The 20,249-nt window shown below is 61.8% G+C and carries 4 protein-coding genes; 2 read left to right on the top strand and 2 right to left on the bottom strand.

Annotated elements, in window-relative coordinates:
- Position 1 precedes the first annotated feature (1 nt).
- Both AC0Z5Z_RS21435 and AC0Z5Z_RS21430 read left to right on the top strand, forming a co-directional pair.
- Positions 2-16,840: a LapA family giant adhesin gene (locus tag AC0Z5Z_RS21435; RefSeq protein ID WP_485611607.1), complete on the top strand. Its 16,839-nt coding sequence runs from the start codon at positions 2-4 to the stop codon at positions 16,838-16,840.
- Between the two features lie 149 nt (positions 16,841-16,989).
- A complete protein-coding gene (locus AC0Z5Z_RS21430) occupies positions 16,990-17,328 on the top strand; it encodes a hypothetical protein (protein ID WP_016772279.1) in 339 nt (112 codons plus the stop codon).
- A gap of 209 nt (positions 17,329-17,537) precedes the next feature.
- On the opposite strand, the gene lapD is transcribed toward AC0Z5Z_RS21430, so the two are convergent.
- On the bottom strand, positions 17,538-19,484 hold the full coding sequence (lapD, locus tag AC0Z5Z_RS21425; RefSeq protein ID WP_485611606.1) for a cyclic di-GMP receptor LapD: 1,947 nt from the start codon (positions 19,482-19,484) through the stop codon (positions 17,538-17,540).
- 14 nt (positions 19,485-19,498) lie between these two features.
- Complete coding sequence (lapG, locus tag AC0Z5Z_RS21420; protein WP_056786901.1) at positions 19,499-20,191, bottom strand: cysteine protease LapG; 693 nt, start codon at positions 20,189-20,191, stop codon at positions 19,499-19,501.
- Positions 20,192-20,249 lie beyond the last annotated feature (58 nt).

Here is a 20,249-nt window from a genome sequence, read left to right as displayed (position 1 = left end):
AATGAGCAGTGTTGTTGCCGTCGTCAAAAGCATTGTCGGTCAGGTTTTCGTGGTGTCCCCAGAGGGCGTGCGTCGCGTACTCGTTGAAGGCGATCGCCTGTATGTCGGCGACCAGATCGATACCGGTCTGTCCGGCGCGGTGTCGCTGGAACTGGCCGATGGCCGCATGCTCGATCTGGGCCGTGACACCCAGTGGAGCGCCAGCTCGCCTGACTCCAGCACTGACCTGGCCGAAGCCACGGCGCAGGCCGCGCCTTCTGTAGAAGAACTGCAGCAAGCCATCGCCGCCGGTGTCGACCCGACCACCGCACTCGAGTCCACCGCGGCCGGCCCGACCGCCGCAGGTACCGGTGGTGCTGCCGGCGGCGGTCACAGCTTCGTCATGCTCGACGCCACCGCTGGCCGCGTCGATCCGACCATTGGCTTCCCCACGGCGGGCATCAATTCTGCCGGGCAAGTCGCGCAGGACACCACGGGCGGCCTGACCACCGACACCACCACCAACGCACTGCGTGACTCGACCCTGAGCCTCAGCGCCACGCCGACCATCACCGAAGCCGGCGGCGTGCTGGTGTACACCGCGACCCTGACCCAGGCGCCGCTGACCGACCTGACTATCACCCTGTCCAACGGCGCAGTCATCGTCATTCCTGCCGGCGCCACCACCGGCACCGTCAACGTGCCGCTGGCGCCGAACGACACTGTCTATAACGACCCGACCCAGATCGACGTGACCGTCACTGGCACCAGCGGCGGCAACGGCATCACCGTGACCCCGCCGACTATCCCGGCGACCACGCAAGTCACCGACACCGTCGACACCACTACCGTCACGTTGACGGCTGGTTCGAGCGTGACCGAAGGCGGCCAGATTACCTACACCGCGACGCTGACTAACCCGGCGCAAACTCCGGTCACCGTCACGCTGTCGAATGGCTCGACCATTACCATTGGCGCTGGCCAGACTACCGGCACCGTCAACGTGCCGACCCCAGCCAATGACGTTTACAACAATGGCAGCACCGTTACGACCACGATCACCGGGGCTACCGGCGGCAACTTCGAAAATCTGGTGCCGAACCCGACACCAGCCGTTACCACCATCACAGACTCGGTTGATAACACCGGCCTCACGCTGACCGCGACCAACAACATCGTCGAAGGCGGCCAGATCACCTACACAGCGACACTGACTAATCCAGCGCAAACGCCGGTTACCGTCACCCTGTCCAACGGTTCGACCATCACCATTGCGGCAGGCGAAACCGTGGGCACCGTCAACGTGCCGACTGCGGTCAACGACGTCTACAACAATGGCGGCACCGTCAGCACCACGATCACTGGCGCTACCGGCGGCAACTTTGAAAACCTGGTGCCAAGCAACACGCCTGCGGTCACGACGATCACCGATTCGGTCGACAACACCGGCCTGACCCTGACTGCGACCAATAACATCGTTGAAGGCGGTCAGATCACTTACACCGCGACACTGACCAATCCGGCACAAACCCCGGTAACCGTCACTCTGTCGAACGGTTCGACCATCACCATTGCGGCTGGCGAAACCGTGGGCACCGTCAACGTGCCGACTGCGGCCAATGACGTCTACAACAATGGCAGCACCGTCAGCACCACGATCACTGGCGCTACCGGTGGCAATTTCGAAAATCTGGTGCCAAACACCACACCAGCCGTGACCACCATCACCGACTCGGTCGATGACACTGGCCTGACTCTGACCGCGACCAACAACATCGTTGAAGGCGGTCAGATCACTTACACCGCGACACTGACCAACCCGGCGCAAACCCCGGTAACCGTCACTCTGTCGAACGGTTCGACCATCACCATTGCTGCGGGCGAAACCGTCGGCACCGTCAACGTGCCGACTGCAGCCAACGACGTCTACAACAATGGCAGCACCGTCAGCACCACGATCACTGGCGCTACCGGTGGCAATTTCGAAAACCTGGTGCCAAACACCACACCTGCCGTTACCACGATCACCGATTCGGTCGACAACACCGGTCTGACCCTGACTGCGACCAACAACATTGTTGAAGGCGGTCAAATCACTTACACCGCGACACTGACCAACCCGGCGCAGACGCCGGTGACCGTCACCCTGTCGAACGGTTCGACCATCACCATCGCGGCTGGCGAAACCGTGGGCACCGTCAACGTGCCGACTGCGGCCAACGACGTCTACAACAATGGCAGCACCGTCAGCACCACGATCACTGGTGCAACCGGTGGCAATTTCGAAAATCTGGTGCCAAGCAACACGCCTGCGGTCACCACGATTACCGATTCGGTGGATGACACTGGCCTGAGCCTCAGCGCCACCGGTTCCGTGGCCGAGGGTGGCCAGATCACCTACACCGCCACGCTGACGAATCCGGCCGGCACCCCGGTAACCGTGACCCTGAGCAACGGCTCGGTGATCACCATTGATGCCGGCAAAACCACCGGCACCGTTACCGTTCCAGCGCCTGCCGATGACGTCTACAAGGACGCCGGCCAGGTCGAAGTCAGCATCAAGGACGCCACCGGCGGCAATTTCGAAAATCTGGTGCCGAACGCTACGCCGGCAGTGACCGAAATCACTGACACCGTCGATACCTCGACGGTGAAGCTGAGCGCAGACACCTCGGTTGCCGAAGGCGGCACCGTAACTTACACCGCCACCGTCGGCGCGCCAGTCACCGGCTCGCCTGTGGTCGTGACGTTGGCCAACGGCCAGAACATCACCATTGCCGTCGGCCAGACCACTGGCTCCATCACCTACACCGCACCGAACGATGCCTTGACCGGCAACGCTCCGCTGACCAATTCGATCACTGGCGTAAGCGGTGGCAACTACGAAAATCTGGTGGCGGACAAAACTCCAGTTTCGACCACCGTCACCGACGTTGCCGACACCACCAATCTGTCGCTGAGCGCGACCGCTTCCGTGGCTGAAGGCGGCCAGATCACTTACACCGCCACCTTGACCAATGCTGCTGGCTCGCCAGTGACCGTGACCTTGTCGAACGGCGCCGTCATCACCATCAAGGCAGGCGAAACCAGCGGTAATGTGACCTTCCCGGCTCCGTCCGACGACGTTTACAAAGACTCCGGCTCCGTGCAGGCCACCATCACCAGTGCCACCGGCGGCAACTTCGAGAACCTCGTCTCGAGCAGTGCTCCCGCCGTGACGACAGTCACCGACACCATCGATACCTCGACGGTCAAATTGACCGCCGACACCTCGGTCGCTGAAGGCGGCACCGTCACATACACCGCCACTGTCGGCGCGCCCGTCACCGGCTCGCCAGTTGTCGTGACCCTGGCCAACGGCCAGAACATCACCATCGCCGTCGGCCAGACCACCGGCAGCGTTACCGCCCCGGTATCGAATGACGTGCAGATCGGTCACGCACCACTGACCAACTCGATCACCAACGTCAGCGGCGGCAACTACGAGAATCTGGTCGCCGACAAGACCCCGGTCAGCACCACCGTGACCGACACCGTCGACACCACGAGCGTCGCGCTGACTGCCACCGGCAACGTCAACGAAGGTGGGCAGATTACCTACACCGCGACGCTGAGCAACCCGGCCGGCGCGCCTGTGACCGTGAATCTGAGCAACGGCTCGGTCATCACCATTGAAGCCGGCAAGACCACCGGCACCGTGACCGTTCCGGCACCTGCCGATGACGTCTACAAAGACGCCGGCAAAGTCGAAGTGACCATCAAGGACGCCACCGGTGGCAACTTCGAAAATCTGGTGCCGGATACTACGCCTGCGGTGACCAATGTTGCCGACACGGTCAACACCACGCACCTGACCCTCAGCGCAGAAAGCTATGTGCTCGAAGGCTCTACGATCACTTACACCGCAACGCTGACCAACGCCGCGCAGACGCCGGTGACCGTCAACCTGAGCAATGGCCAGACCATCACCATCGAAGCCGGCAAGACCAGCGGTTCGGTGACGATTGCCGCACCGAGCGATGACGTCTACAAGGACGTCAGCAAGCTCACCGTAACCATGACCGATGCCAGCGGCGGCAACTTCGAGAAACTCGACGTCAGCAAGACCCCGGTCAGCACCACGGTCAACGACACCGTCGACACAACCGCACTGACCCTGACTGCCAGCGATACCGTCAGCGAAGGTGGCCAGATCACCTACACCGCGACCCTGAGCAATCCGGCCGGCACTGCGATGACCGTGACCCTGGCCAACGGCGCGGTGATCAACATTGCCGCTGGCGCGACCAGCGGCTCGGTGAATTTCCCGGCGCCCGCCAACACCCCGTACATCGATGGCAGCAACGTGCGGACGGCGATCGCCAGCCACAGCGGCGGCAATTTCGAGCGCGTTGAGGCCGATCGTTCGGCTGTGGTGACCAAAGTCACCGACGCCGTCGACACCACCAACATCAGCCTGAGCGCCACCGGCAGCGTTGCCGAGGGCGGCTCGATCGTCTACACCGCCACCCTGAGCAATCCGGCCGGCACCGCCATGAGCGTGACCCTGAGCAACGGCGCGGTGATCAACATTGCCAAAGGCGCGAGCACCGGCAGCGCAACCGTCGCCGCCCCCGCCGATGACGTGTACAAGGACGCCGGCAAGGTCGATGCGAGCATCACCAAGACCAGCGGCGGCAACTTTGAAAACCTGGTGATCGACAAGACGCCTGCGGTAACTGATGTCACCGACACCATCGACAACAGCACGGTTTCGCTGACCGCCAGCGCCAGCGCGGTAGAAGGCGGTGTGGTTGTCTACACCGCGTCCGTGACCGCCCCGGTCACCGGTTCGCCAGTGCTGGTGACCCTGTCCAACGGCCAGACCATCACCATTCCGGTCGGCGCCAGCAGCGCCAGCGTCAACTTCACCGCGCCGAACGACGCACAGGCCGGCGGCAACACCCTGAGTGTGAAAATCGACGGCGCCAGCGGTGGCAATTACGAAAATCTCGTCGCCGACCAAACCCCGGCGGTGACCTCGGTAACCGACGTCGCCGACACCACCAACCTGTCGCTGTCCGCGACCGGCTCCGTGGCCGAGGGCGGTTCGATTGTCTACACCGCGACCCTGAGCAACCCGGCCGGTACCCCGGTGACCGTTAATCTGAGCAACGGCGCGGTGATCACCATCGAGGCCGGCAAATCCACCGGCAGCGTCACCGTTCCGGCACCTGCCGACGACGTCTATAAAGACGCTGGCAAAGTTGAAGTCACGATCAAGGACGCCACCGGCGGCAACTTCGAAAACCTGGTGCCAAGCACCACGCCAGCGGTCACCGATGTCACCGACACCGTCGACACCTCGACGGTCAAACTGACCGCCACCGAAACCGCGGCCGAAGGTGGCACCGTCACCTACACCGCCACCGTCGGCGCGCCGGTCACCGGTTCGCCTGTGGTCGTGACCCTGGCCAATGGTCAGAACATCACTATCGAAGTCGGCAAGACCAGCGGCAGCGTGAGCACCACCGCGCCGAACGACGTCCTCTCCGGCCACGCGCCGCTGACCAACTCGATCACCAACGTCAGCGGCGGTAATTTCGAAAATCTTGTCGCCGACCAGACCCCGGTCACCACCACCGTGACCGACACTGTCGACACCACCAACCTGTCGCTCAGCGCGACCGGCGCGGTGAACGAAGGCGGCCAGATTACCTACACCGCAACCCTGAGCAACGCCGCCGGCACACCGGTCATCGTGACCCTGTCGAACGGTGCGACAATCCTCATCGAGGCCGGCAAATCCACCGGCACCGTGACCGTCGATGCACCGAAAGATGACGTCTACAAAGACGCCGGCAGCGTTGAAGCGACCATCCAGAGCGCAACCGGCGGCAACTTCGAAAACCTCGTCACCAGCACAGCGCCGGCGGTGACCACGGTCAACGACACCATCGACACCACCACCGTGTCGCTGAGCGCCACTGCGAACGTCGCTGAAGGCGAAACCGTGGTCTACACCGCGACCGTGGGCGCGCCAGTGACCGGTTCGCCGGTCACCGTCAGCCTGTCCAACGGCCAGACCATCACCATCGCCGTTGGCGAAACCACCGGCAGCGTCAACTACGTCGCGCCGAACAGCCCGCTGGCGGGCGGCAGCTCGTTGAGCGTGACCATTGATGGCGCCACGGGTGGCAATTACGAAAAACTGGTGGTCGACGGCAAGTCCGCAGACACCGTGGTTTCCGACACTACCGACACCACCAATCTGAACCTGAGCGCCAGCGACTCGGTCGCCGAAGGCGGCCAGATCACCTACACCGCAACCCTGACCAACCCGGCCGGCACACCGGTGACCGTGACCCTGTCGAACGGCGCCACCATCACTATCGATGCAGGCAAAACCACCGGCACCGTGACCGTCGACGCACCTAAAGATGACGTCTATAAAGATGCCGGCAAAGTCGAAGTGACCATCGAGGGTGCGACCGGCGGCAACTTCGAGAACCTGGTGCCAAGCGCGGTTCCAGCGGTGACGAATGTCACCGATACCATCGACACTTCGACGGTCAAACTGACCGCCGATACCTCGGTCGCTGAAGGCGGCACGGTCACCTACACCGCCACTGTGGGTGCTCCGGTCACCGGCTCGCCTGTGGTCGTGACTCTGGCCAACGGCCAGACCATCACCATCGGTGTCGGCCAGACTACTGGCACTGCAACCGCTGTTGCTGCGAACGATGCGTTGACCGGTAATGCTCCGATCACCAACTCGATCACTGGCGTGAGCGGCGGCAATTTCGAAGATCTGGTGGCGGATAAAACACCGGTTTCGACCACTGTCACCGACGTTTCCGACACTACCAATCTGTCGCTGAGTGCGACCGGTTCGGTAGCCGAAGGTGGCCAGATCACTTACACCGCGACATTGACCAACGCCGCTGGCTCGCCAGTGACCGTGACCTTGTCGAACGGCGCTGTGATAACCATCAAGGCTGGTGAAACCAGCGGCACCGCAACAGTTCCTGCACCGTCTGATGACGTCTACAAAGATGCCGGCTCTGTGCAGGCGACGATCACCAGTGCTACCGGTGGTAACTTCGAGAACCTGGTACCGAGCACTGCTCCAGCCGTGACGACTGTCACCGACACCATCGATACGTCGACCGTCAAATTGACCGCCGATACATCGGTGGCTGAAGGCGGCACCGTGACTTACACCGCCACCGTCGGCGCGCCAGTCACCGGCTCGCCTGTGGTCGTGACTCTGGCCAACGGTCAGACCATCACCATCGGCGTCGGCCAGACTACTGGCACTGCAACTGCTGTTGCTGCGAACGATGCGTTGGCCGGTAATGCTCCGATCACCAACTCGATCACTGGCGTGAGCGGCGGCAATTTCGAAGATCTGGTGGCGGATAAAACACCGGTTTCGACCACTGTCACCGACGTTTCCGACACCACCAATCTGTCGCTGAGCGCGACCGGCTCCGTGGCCGAAGGTGGCTCGATCGTTTACACCGCGACACTGACCAACGCCGCTGGCTCGCCAGTGACCGTGACCCTGTCGAACGGTGCTGTCATCACCATCAAGGCTGGCGAAACCACCGGCACCGCAACCGTTCCGGCCCCGTCCGATGACGTCTACAAAGACGCCGGTTCCGTCCAGGCGACGATCACCAGTGCTACCGGTGGCAACTTCGAAAACCTGGTGCCGAGCACTGCTCCGGCCGTGACGACAGTCACCGACACCATCGATACCTCGACAGTCAAACTGACCGCCGATACATCGGTGGCTGAAGGCGGCACCGTGACTTACACCGCCACCGTCGGCGCGCCAGTCACCGGCTCGCCTGTGGTCGTGACTCTGGCCAACGGTCAGACCATCACCATCGGCGTCGGCCAGACTACTGGCACTGCAACTGCTGTTGCTGCGAACGATGCGCTGACCGGCAACGCCCCGATCACCAACTCGATCACAGGCGTAACTGGCGGCAATTTCGAAGATCTGGTTGCAGACAAAACTCCAGTTTCGACTTCTGTCACGGACGTTACCGACACCACCAACCTGTCGCTGAGTGCGACCGGTTCCGTGGCCGAAGGTGGCTCGATCGTTTACACCGCTACGCTGACCAACGCCGCTGGCTCGCCAGTGACCGTGACCCTGTCGAACGGCGCCGTGATCACCATCAAGGCTGGCGAAACCACCGGCACCGCAACTGTTCCGGCCCCGTCCGACGACGTCTACAAAGACGCCGGTTCCGTCCAGGCAACGATCACTAGCGCTACCGGTGGCAACTTCGAGAATCTGGTACCGAGCACAGCTCCGGCCGTGACGACTGTCACCGACACCATCGATACCTCGACAGTCAAACTGACCGCCGATACATCGGTGGCTGAAGGCGGCACCGTGACCTACACCGCCACCGTCGGCGCTCCGGTCACCGGCTCGCCAGTTGTGGTAACTCTGGCCAACGGCCAGACCATCACCATCGGCGTCGGCCAGACTACTGGCACTGCAACCGCTGTTGCTGCGAACGATGCGCTGACCGGCCATGCGCCGATCACCAACGCCATCACCAACGTCAGCGGCGGCAATTTCGAGAATCTCGTCGCCGACAAGACCCCGGTCAGCACCACCGTGACCGACACCGTCGACACCACCAATCTGTCTTTGAGCGCCACCAACTCGGTGGCCGAAGGTGGCCAGATCACCTACACCGCGACCCTGACCAACGCCGCTGGCTCGCCAGTGACCGTGACCCTGTCGAACGGCGCCGTGATCACCATCAAGGCTGGCGAAACCACCGGCACCGCAACTGTTCCTGCACCGTCCGACGACGTTTACAAAGACGCCGGTTCCGTCCAGGCAACGATCACTAGCGCTACCGGTGGCAACTTCGAGAACTTGGTACCAAGCACAGCTCCGGCCGTGACGACTGTCACCGACACCATCGATACCTCGACCGTCAAATTGACCGCCGATACCTCGGTGGCTGAAGGCGGCACGGTCACCTACACCGCCACTGTGGGTGCTCCGGTCACCGGCTCGCCTGTGGTCGTGACTCTGGCCAATGGCCAGACCATCACCATCGGCGTCGGCCAGACCACTGGCACCGCAACCACTGTTGCTCCGAACGATGCGCTGACCGGCAACGCGCCGATCACCAACTCGATCACAGGCGTGAGCGGCGGCAACTTCGAAGAACTGGTGGCGGACAAAACACCGGTTTCGACCACTGTTCCGGATGTCAACGACACCACCAATCTGTCGCTCAGCGCCAGCAACTCGGTGGCTGAAGGTGGCCAGATCACCTACACCGCGACCTTGACCAACGCCGCTGGCTCGCCAGTGACCGTGACCTTGTCGAACGGCGCCGTGATCACCATCAAGGCTGGTGAAACCACCGGCACCGCAACCGTTCCTGCACCGTCCGATGACGTCTACAAAGACGCCGGTTCCGTCCAGGCGACGATCACCAGTGCCACCGGTGGTAACTTCGAAAATCTCGTGCCGAGCACCACTCCAGCGATCACTCAGGTCACTGACACCATCGATACTTCGACCGTCAAACTGACGGCTGATACTTCGGTGGCTGAAGGCGGCACCGTGACTTACACCGCAACCGTCGGTGCGCCAGTTACCGGTTCTCCTGTCGTCGTGACATTGGCCAACGGCCAGACCATCACCATTGGCGTCGGTCAGACTACTGGCACTGCAACCGCTGTTGCTGCGAACGATGCGCTGACCGGCAACGCGCCGATCACCAACTCCATCACTGGCGTAACCGGCGGCAACTTCGAAGATCTGGTGGCGGATAAAACACCGGTTTCGACCACTGTTCCGGATGTCAACGACACCACCAATCTGTCGCTCAGCGCCAGCAATTCGGTGGCGGAAGGTGGCCAGATCACCTACACCGCGACCCTGACCAATGCCGCTGGCTCGCCAGTGACCGTGACGCTGTCGAATGGCGCCGTGATCACCATCAAGGCTGGCGAAACCACCGGCACCGCAACCGTTCCGGCCCCGTCCGATGACGTCTACAAAGACGCCGGCTCCGTCCAGGCGACGATCACCAGCGCCACCGGTGGCAACTTCGAGAACCTGGTACCGAGCACTGCTCCAGCCGTGACGACTGTCACCGACACCATTGACACTTCGACCGTCAAACTGACCGCCGATACTTCGGTCGCTGAAGGCGGCACCGTGACTTACACCGCCACCGTCGGTGCGCCTGTTACTGGTTCGCCTGTGGTTGTGACTCTGGCCAACGGCCAGACCATCACCATCGGCGTCGGCCAGACTACTGGCACTGCAACTGCTGTTGCTGCGAACGATGCGTTGGCTGGTAATGCTCCGATCATCAACTCGATCACTGGCGTGAGCGGCGGCAATTTCGAAGATCTGGTTGCAGACAAAACTCCAGTTTCAACTTCTGTCACGGACGTTACCGACACTACAAATCTGTCCTTGAGCGCCAGCAATTCGGTGGCGGAAGGTGGCCAGATTACGTACACCGCGACCCTGACCAACGCCGCTGGCTCGCCAGTGACCGTGACCTTGTCGAATGGCGCCGTGATCACTATCAAAGCAGGCGAAACCACCGGCACCGCAACCGTTCCTGCACCGTCCGATGACGTCTACAAAGACGCCGGCTCCGTGCAGGCGACGATCACCAGTGCCACCGGCGGCAATTTCGAGAACCTCGTTCCGAGCACTGCTCCAGCGGTGACGACAGTCACTGACACCATCGACACGTCGACCGTCAAACTGACCGCCGATACTTCGGTGGCTGAAGGCGGCACCGTGACTTACACCGCCACCGTCGGCGCGCCGGTAACCGGTTCGCCTGTCGTCGTGACTCTGGCCAACGGCCAGACCATCACCATCGGCGTCGGCCAGACCACTGGCACCGCAACCGCTGTTGCTGCGAACGATGCGCTGACTGGCAACGCTCCGATCACCAACTCGATCACTGGCGTAACCGGCGGCAACTTCGAAGATCTAGTCGCCGACAAAACTCCGGTTTCGACTTCTGTCACCGACGTTACCGACACTACAAATCTGTCGCTCAGCGCCACCAACTCGGTGGCCGAAGGTGGCCAGATCACCTACACCGCGACCCTGACCAACGCCGCTGGTTCGCCAGTGACCGTGACCTTGTCGAACGGCGCTGTGATCACCATCAAGGCTGGCGAAACCACCGGCACCGCAACCGTTCCGGCCCCGTCCGATGACGTCTACAAAGACGCCGGTTCCGTCCAGGCAACGATCACCAGTGCCACCGGTGGTAACTTCGAAAATCTCGTGCCGAGCACCACTCCAGCGATCACTCAGGTCACTGACACCATCGATACTTCGACCGTCAAACTGACGGCTGATACTTCGGTGGCTGAAGGCGGCACCGTGACTTACACCGCAACCGTCGGTGCGCCAGTTACCGGTTCTCCTGTCGTCGTGACATTGGCCAACGGCCAGACCATCACCATTGGCGTCGGCCAGACTACTGGCACTGCAACCGCTGTTGCTGCGAACGATGCGCTGACCGGCAACGCCCCGATCACCAACTCGATCACAGGCGTAACTGGCGGCAATTTCGAAGATCTGGTTGCAGACAAAACTCCAGTTTCGACTTCTGTCACGGACGTTACCGACACCACCAACCTGTCGCTGAGTGCGACCGGTTCCGTGGCCGAAGGTGGCTCGATCGTTTACACCGCTACGCTGACCAACGCCGCTGGCTCGCCAGTGACCGTGACCCTGTCGAACGGTGCTGTGATCACCATCAAGGCTGGCGAAACCAGCGGTAATGTGACCGTTCCGGCACCGTCCGATGACGTCTACAAAGATGCCGGTTCCGTCCAGGCAACGATCACTAGCGCTACCGGTGGCAACTTCGAGAATCTGGTACCGAGCACAGCTCCGGCCGTGACGGCTGTCACCGACACCATCGATACCTCGACCGTCAAACTGACCGCCGACACTTCGGTGGCTGAAGGCGGCACCGTGACTTACACCGCAACCGTCGGTGCGCCAGTTACCGGTTCTCCTGTCGTCGTGACATTGGCCAACGGCCAGACCATCACCATTGGCGTCGGTCAGACTACTGGCACTGCAACCGCTGTTGCTGCGAACGATGCGCTGACCGGCAACGCTCCGATCACCAACTCGATCACTGGCGTGAGCGGCGGCAATTTCGAAGATCTGGTTGCGGACAAAACTCCAGTTTCGACTTCTGTCACGGACGTTACCGACACCACAAACCTGTCGCTGAGTGCGACCGGTTCCGTGGCCGAAGGTGGCTCGATCGTTTACACCGCTACGCTGACCAACGCCGCTGGCTCGCCAGTGACCGTGATCCTGTCGAACGGTGCTGTGATCACCATCAAGGCTGGCGAAACCAGCGGTAATGTGACCGTTCCGGCCCCGTCCGATGACGTCTACAAAGACGCCGGTTCCGTCCAGGCAACGATCACTAGCGCTACCGGTGGCAACTTCGAAAACCTGGTACCGAGCACCACGCCAGCAGTGACCAGCGTCACCGACACCATCGACACCACCACCGTAAAACTGAGCGCAACCGCCACAGCGGCAGAAGGCGGCAACGTCGTCTACACCGCGACCGTCGGCGCTCCGGTCACCGGTTCGCCAGTGGTGGTCACTCTGGCCAACGGCCAGAACATCACTATCGCGGTCGGACAGACCACCGGTACCGTAACTGCCGTCGCACCGAACGATGCGCTGACTGGCAACGCTCCGATCACCAATGCGATCACCAACGTCAGCGGCGGCAATTTCGAAAACCTCGTCGCCGACAAGACTCCGGTCAGCACCACCGTGACCGACACCGTCGACACCACCAATCTGTCACTGAGCGCAACCGGCTCCGTGGCCGAAGGTGGCCAGATCACTTACACCGCAACGTTGACCAACGCCGCAGGATCGCCTGTGACCGTGACCCTGTCGAACGGTGCCGTGATCACCATCAAAGCGGGCGAAACCACCGGCACCGTGAACGTTCCAGCGCCAGCTGACGACGTCTACAAAGACGCCGGCACCGTGCAGGCGACCATCAGCAGCGCCACCGGAGGCAGCTTCGAAAAACTGGTACCGAGCACCACGCCAGCGGTGACCAGCGTCACCGACACCGTCGACACCACCACCGTCAGCATCACCGGCAGCAGCTCGGTGACCGAAGGCCAGACCGCCAGCTATACCGTGAGCCTCAATCACCCGGCGCAGACCGAAGTGACCCTGAAAATCGTCTACAGCGGCACTGCTGCCGACGGTTCGGACTTCACCGGCGTGTACACCGTGAAGATCCCGGCGGGCGCCAGCAGCGCGCAGTTCAACGTCGCCACCCTCGATGACAAGATCACCGAAGGCACCGAGAACTTCGTGGTCAAGATCGATTCGGCTACCGGCGGCAACTTCGAGAACCTCGCGGTCAGCAGCACCAATGGCAGCGTCAGTACCTCGATCATCGACAACGATGCGCCACCGGTGCTCGATCTGGATGCCAACAACTCCAGCGGAGCGACCGGTGCCGATTACAAAGTGACGTTCACCGAGAACACCCCGGGCGCCGGCGTATCGATCGCTGACACCGACATCAGCATCACCGACCCGGACAGCACGATGCTGACCGGCGCCACTGTGGTACTGACCAACCGTCAGGACGGCGATGCGCTGAATCTGGGCAACAGCGTCAACGGCATCACCATCAATGCCAACAGCACCAACGGCACGGTGACCCTGACCCTCTCGGGTAACGCGACCCTGGCCGACTACATGCAGGCCATCAAGAACATCAGCTTCACCAACAGCAGCGAAAACCCGAGCACCGTGCCGCGCGTCATCACCGTGACGGTGACCGATGGCGGCAACTACTCGAACACGGCGACGACCACAGTCAACGTGGTGGCGGTCAACGATGCACCGGTCGCTGCGCCGAGCAATGTCAGCGGCACCGAAGACACGCCGCTGGTACTCGGCTGGTCGACCTTTGGCGTCAGCGATGTCGACAGCCCGGCGAGCAGCCTTGGTATCAAGATCACGCAGCTGCCGGGCGAGGGCAAACTGCAGTATTTGGACGGCTCGACCTGGAAGGATGTTGCCAATAACCAGACCTTCAGCAAGGCCGACATCGATGCCGGCAAGCTGCGCTTCCTGCCGGATGCCAACGAGTCGGGCACCAACGGTTACGGCGGCACCGGTCTGGGCAACAATCAGGCGGACTACGCACAGATCAAGTTCCAGCCTACCGATGGCCAGGCGCTGGGCAGCACCGGCACAGTGAAGATCGACATCACGCCAGTGGCGGATGCGCCGACCGTAGCCGTGGCTGACAACAGCGTGAAATCCACTGGCCTGATCAAGGAAGTCTGGACCGGTCTCTCGGGGCTGGGCACTGACGGCAGCGGCGCTAACTCGACCACCCTGAAAAACGTCATCGATGCGGCCGGCAAACCGAACTCCAGCGCCAACGTCACCAACGTGCAGTCTGACGGCAGTGTCGCCGCCGGTACGGCGTCGAAGACCTCGGGCCTGATCTACCTGGAAGCCGGCAAGACCTACAGCTTCAGCGGCGTGGCCGATGACAGCCTGCTGATCACCATCGGCGGCAAGAACGTGGCGTCGGGTACCTGGGGCGCGGGCGGTGCGATCAACGGCTCGTTCACCCCGACCACCAGCGGTTACTACACGCTCGACATCTACCACCACAATCAGAGCGGCCCGGGCAGCTACGACGTCAACCTGTCGGTCAACGGCGGCACGCCAATCGATCTGAGCAACGCCGGCGTGCCGATCTACACCGGTGTGCAGGACCTGATCAACTCGGGCGTGACCGTCTCCGATCTGCACGGCACCAACGGCGAAGGTTATTACGACGGCTACAAGCTCAACACCGGCGCTGAAGGCACCACGGTGAAACTGTCGGCAATCAGCACCGCGCTGACCGACACCGACGGCTCGGAAACCCTGAGCGTGAAGATCAGCGGCGCACCGGTCGGTTCGGTGCTCAGCGATGGCGCGGGGCATACCTTCACCGTTACCGCGAGCAATGGCGAAGCCAACGTCACCGGCTGGAACCTCGGCTCTCTGACCGTGACTCCGCCGACCTACTACAACGGCCAGTTCAACCTGACCGTGACCTCGACGTCCACCGAACAGGTCGGCGGCTCCGCGAGCAGCACCGCGACCATTCCGGTCACGGTAGTGCCTGCGGTGTACAACGCGGTCACCGCCACCTCGGGTGATGACAACGTCATCGGCACCGACGCCAACGACATCATCGTCGCTGACATCGGCGGCCTGACCGTGGTGCCGGGCACCAACTACAACATCGCGTTCATGGTCGACAGCTCGGGCAGCATGAGCACTTCGTCGCTGAACGCCGCGAAAGACTCGCTGACCTCGGTGTTCAACAGCCTCAAGCAAAGCCTGGGCGGCAGCAACTCGGGCACGGTGAACATATTCCTGGTGGACTTCGATACCCAGGTCAACAAATCGGTGTCGGTGAATCTCAACGACCCGAACGCGCTGACGATGCTCAAAGCCGTACTCAACTCGATGGGCTCTGGCGGCGGTACCAACTACGAGGACGTGTTCAAGACCACGGCCAACTGGTTCCAGAGCGCCGACGCAGTGGCCAACACCGGGGCGAAGAACCTCACGTACTTCATCACCGACGGCCAGCCGACTTACTACCAGACCGGCGAGCAGACCAACCCGACGCTGTATGGCAACGTGAAACTCGACAGCGTGGTGAATACCAGCAACTACAAGCAGGGCGACACGTTCAGCACCTACATCGACAACTCGCACTACCTGACCATCAACAGTGCCGGCAGCGTTGTGCTGCAAACCTACAACTCGTGGTGGGGCTGGAGCAGCGAGACCCTGGGCACGATTCATGCGCAGGGCGACGGTACTTATGAATTGTCGAACCTCGCGGGTACCGGCAACAGCACCAACTCGTCGACGACCAGCAACTCGACCAGCGGCTTTGCCTTGTTGAGCGGGTTGTCGAGCGTCGAAGCCATTGGCCTGAACAACGACGTCAGCCTCAACGACCTCAAGCCGTATGATTCGGACAAAACGCCGCAAACCAACATCGATCCGAAGGATCTGGCCAACTCGATCATCGGCCATACCGAAGCGACGATGCCGGGTAACGACACCGTCAACGGTGGCGAAGGCAACGACATCCTGTTCGGCGATCTGGTCAGCTTCAACGGCATTGCCGGCGAGGGTTACCAGGCGATGCAGGCGTTCGTTGCCAAAGAGACCGGCGTCGACGTCAGCAAAGTCAGCACCAGCAACGTGCACCAGTACATCACCGAGCACTATCAGGCGTTCGATGTATCCGGCGCGCACGATGGCAACGACACGCTGCTCGGTGGCGCGGGCAATGACATCCTGTTCGGCTCGGGCGGCAACGACCTGCTCGACGGCGGCAAAGGCAATGACATCCTGCTCGGCGGCACCGGCAACGACACGCTGATCGGCGGTCAGGGCAACGACATCCTCATCGGCGGTTCCGGTGGCGACACCTTCGTCTGGAAATCGGGCGACACCGGTAACGACGTGATCAAGGATTTCAAAGCCAGCGAAGGCGACCGCATCGACCTGCGCGACCTGTTGCAGGGCGAGACCGGCAGCACGATCGACAACTTCCTGAAGATCACCACAGTGGATGGCACGTCGTCGCTGCAAGTCAGCTCGGCGGGCAAATTCAACTCGGGCGATGCCGCTGCGGCCACGCCGGACGTGACGATCAAACTGGAAGGCAACAACTGGGCGAGCGCCAACCTGCACAACCTGATTGCCGGCAGCGATCCGACCATCAAGGTCGATCACAACAACAGCTGAGGCTGAAACAACAACGGCCGCCTCTTGTGAGGCGGCCGTCGCGTTTGCGGGCAATGTAGCGGTGACGATTTCATCGGCGCCCCGCATACTGGCGCGCAGTTGGCTATGCTGCTGACAGCATGACGCTGTTCATTTGTGAGGGATGCTCAATGTTTTACGTGCAACGCGATGCGCAAGGCCAGTTGATTCGCGTGGAAGCTGCGGCGTACGCCGAGGCCACGGAAACGCTGCCCGCCGATAACCATGAGATTCAGGCGTGGTACGCCAACGAAGCCGTGGAAAACAGCCTCAAACAGCTCAAGCAGAGCGACTTTGAAATGATTCGGGTACTCGACGACCTGATTCAGGTGCTGACCCAGAAAGGCGTGATCCGCGTCACTGACCTGCCAGCGGCGGCCCAGGCCAAACTGATGGACCGCACCCAGGCACGTGAAGCGTTGGGCGGGTTGAGCCAGTTGATAGATGAGGATGAGGGTGGGTTGATCTGATCCTCCCAGGATCCAAAGCTTACCCTCACCCCAGCCCTCTCCCTGAGGGAGAGGGGGCCGATCGAGGTGTCTTGCGCTATCCATCGACCTGAGAGATCGAGTCGATTTTGGATTCAGTGGAGCTCTTGCACGTCGGCGTATCTCGTAAATATCCCACGGTCAGTCCCCTCTCCCTCTGGGAGAGGGTTAGGGTGAGGGCGCTTATTGGCTCACCCCCAAGGCTTCGGCTCACCGAGCAACTGCCCCTGCACGCCATACAAGCCCATCTCGCGAATCACTGACAACTCCCCTTCAGTCTCGACCCGCTCGGCAATCAGCGGCAGATCGATGCTGTGCGCTGCACGTTGGATCGCTTCGATGAACAGGCGCTTGTCGCTCTCCTGATCGATCGCCCGAATGTAGCTGCCATCGATCTTCAAATACGCCAGACCCAACCGCGCCAGGTTGCCGATCATGCTGAAGCGCCCGCCGAAGCGCTGCAGGCTCAGCGAGAAGCCAAGCTCGCGCAGGCGTCGGGTCAACTGCTCCAGCACGGCCTGTTCAGGCAATTGCTCCTCACCGATTTCCAGAGTCAGACGCGCGCCGAGATTGGAATGCGCGCGCAGAATTTCGAAGACTTTGTTCAGCGCCTGCGGGTCGGCCAGCGTCGCCGAGGACAGGTTCAGCGCCAGCGAATCCTCGTGCCCTTTCATCTGATCAAGCACGCGTTCGAACATCAGCCGATCAAGCCGCGCGGTCCAACCGAAGCGCTCCAGCCACGGCAGAAAGCGCCCGGCGGGAATGGTCTGACCCTGCTCGTCGAGCAAGCGCGACAGGACCTTGTAATGCAGCACCAGTTGCGTGTCCTGCGCGGCGACCACCGGCTGGAAATACAACTCGAAACGCTGCTGACTCAAGGCCTGATCCAGCAGTCGATGCCAAGCGTGATGGTCGTCACCGACCTCCGCCACCAGACTCTGATCGATGCACGCCCAATTCTGCTCGCCCTGCCCTTCGGCCTGTGCGAGCGCCTGATCGCCCAGTGTCAGCACCGCTTGCGGGGAGTCGCCGTGAGAGAAGGGCGCCAGCCCGATCGAAGCCACCGCCGGCACATCGGTCGCGCCAGTGGCATGCAGGCTGCTCAATGCATTGTCGAGATTCTGCGCCAGTTGCAGCGCTTCCTCACGCACCAGCCCCGGCGCCAGCACGGCGAATTCACCGCCGCGAATACGCGTGACCAAGTCCTGGGTTTGTGGATATCTGGCGCACTCGCGGGTCAGTTGCTCACCGACAGCCTTGAGCAATTGGTCGGTACGCTGGCCGCCGAGACGCTGGTTGAGCCCGGCCAGATCCTTGACCCGCAACAGCAGCAAATAACCGGAACTGGCCTGCTCCGGGTTGCTCACACGGTTGTTCAGTTGCATTTCGAAATAGCGGCGGTTGGCCAGGCCGGTGAGGTTGTCCTGATAGGACTCGGTACGCAGTTTTTCACTGCGCTCGGCCTGCTCCTGAAACAGCGTCTTGAGCTTCTCGACCATCTGATTCATCGCCTGCACCACGCGACGCAATTCAGGCGTGCGCGGCAGATCCGGCAGGCTGAGAAACTCGCGGCGGGCAATCGCATGGGACTGCTGAACCATGTAATCGAGGGGCTTCAACTGCCGACGCAGCAACAGCGCGCCGAGCACCGCACTCAATGCACCGCAGATCAGCAACCAGCCAAGGCTGCCCAGTGCGCTCTGCCACAGCTTGGCCACGGCGAACATCGGATGGCTGACGACTTCGACCCGCGCCGCCTGCTCCCAGCCACGACTGACCAGTGCATCGCCACCAGCCGGCTCGAGGCCGATCAATTTGACGAACCAGTCCGGCACGTTGCTCACCGCCGGGGTACCGCTACGCTCGACAATGGTCTGCTCGGTCTTCACGTCGACCACGCGGATGCTCGCGTAATAACCGCTGTCGAAAATCGAACTGACCAGCAACTCGACCATCGCCGGGTCGTCGATATTCGGCGTCAGCGACAACGCCAGCGCCGTCGCCGCGTCCTGTGCGTGGGAGCGCAACTGGTTGACGTACTGGGTGCGCGAGCTCTCCAGGCTGACCATGAAGCTGCCGGTGAAGGCCACGACCAGGAACAGACAGATAGCGATCAACAGCTGTTTGAACAAAGACATCTGAGCGCGTGCTCCTAGTTAGTCGTCTCGACCGGGAAACCTTCGGCCTGCATTTTTTTCAGCACATCCTGCCAGCGTGACAGGCGTTTGGTGTCGCCGACCTTCTTGTTGCCCTTGGCGCCGGGCAAATACAGGCCTTCGGCATTGAAAGAGTAGACCGGCAGCAAATCGGTTCGCTGCGCCGCCGGCTGGATCGGATCGATCAGGCTGTCGAGCACCAGCGGCATGGCATCGGGGGTCGCATAGTACGTCAACACCATGTGCGCGCGGTTCTGCCGCAGCGCCTTGACGTAGGTGATGCGCAGCTTGTCACTGGAAACGCCGAGATGGCGCAGGCTGAAATACTTGGCGATGGCATAGTCTTCACAGTCGCCGGCGCCCTTCCACAGCGCTTCGATCGGGGTTTCCCAGTAATCCACTTCGCGCCACAGATCGATGTCTTCGACGTAACGCACCTGCTTGTTGAAGAACAGGTTCACCACTTTGAGCTTGTCCATCTCACTGGCCTGCTTCTGCGTCGCCAGCAGATTCTGCCAGGCATCGATGCGCTGCTGCCCGGCGCCCAGTGGCCCATAAAGAGCAGTGGCCTTGCGGCTGATCGCGGAAAAATCCCAATCGGCGTGCAGACCGCCCAGCATGACGCCGGCCAGCAGCAATGCGCAGCCAAGCCAGCGCAAGGTCCGAGGGATCGCGAAACGTACCGCCACTGCAGGTTTCCAGAAGGACAGAAAGGAAGCGTTTGATGGTGAAGCTTAGCCCGGCAAA

The organism is Pseudomonas sp. 1L-E-NC-VB-C3, from assembly GCF_057291535.1.
Note: the sequence above shows the minus strand (reverse complement) of the source record. Positions and strands in the feature narration are given on the sequence as shown.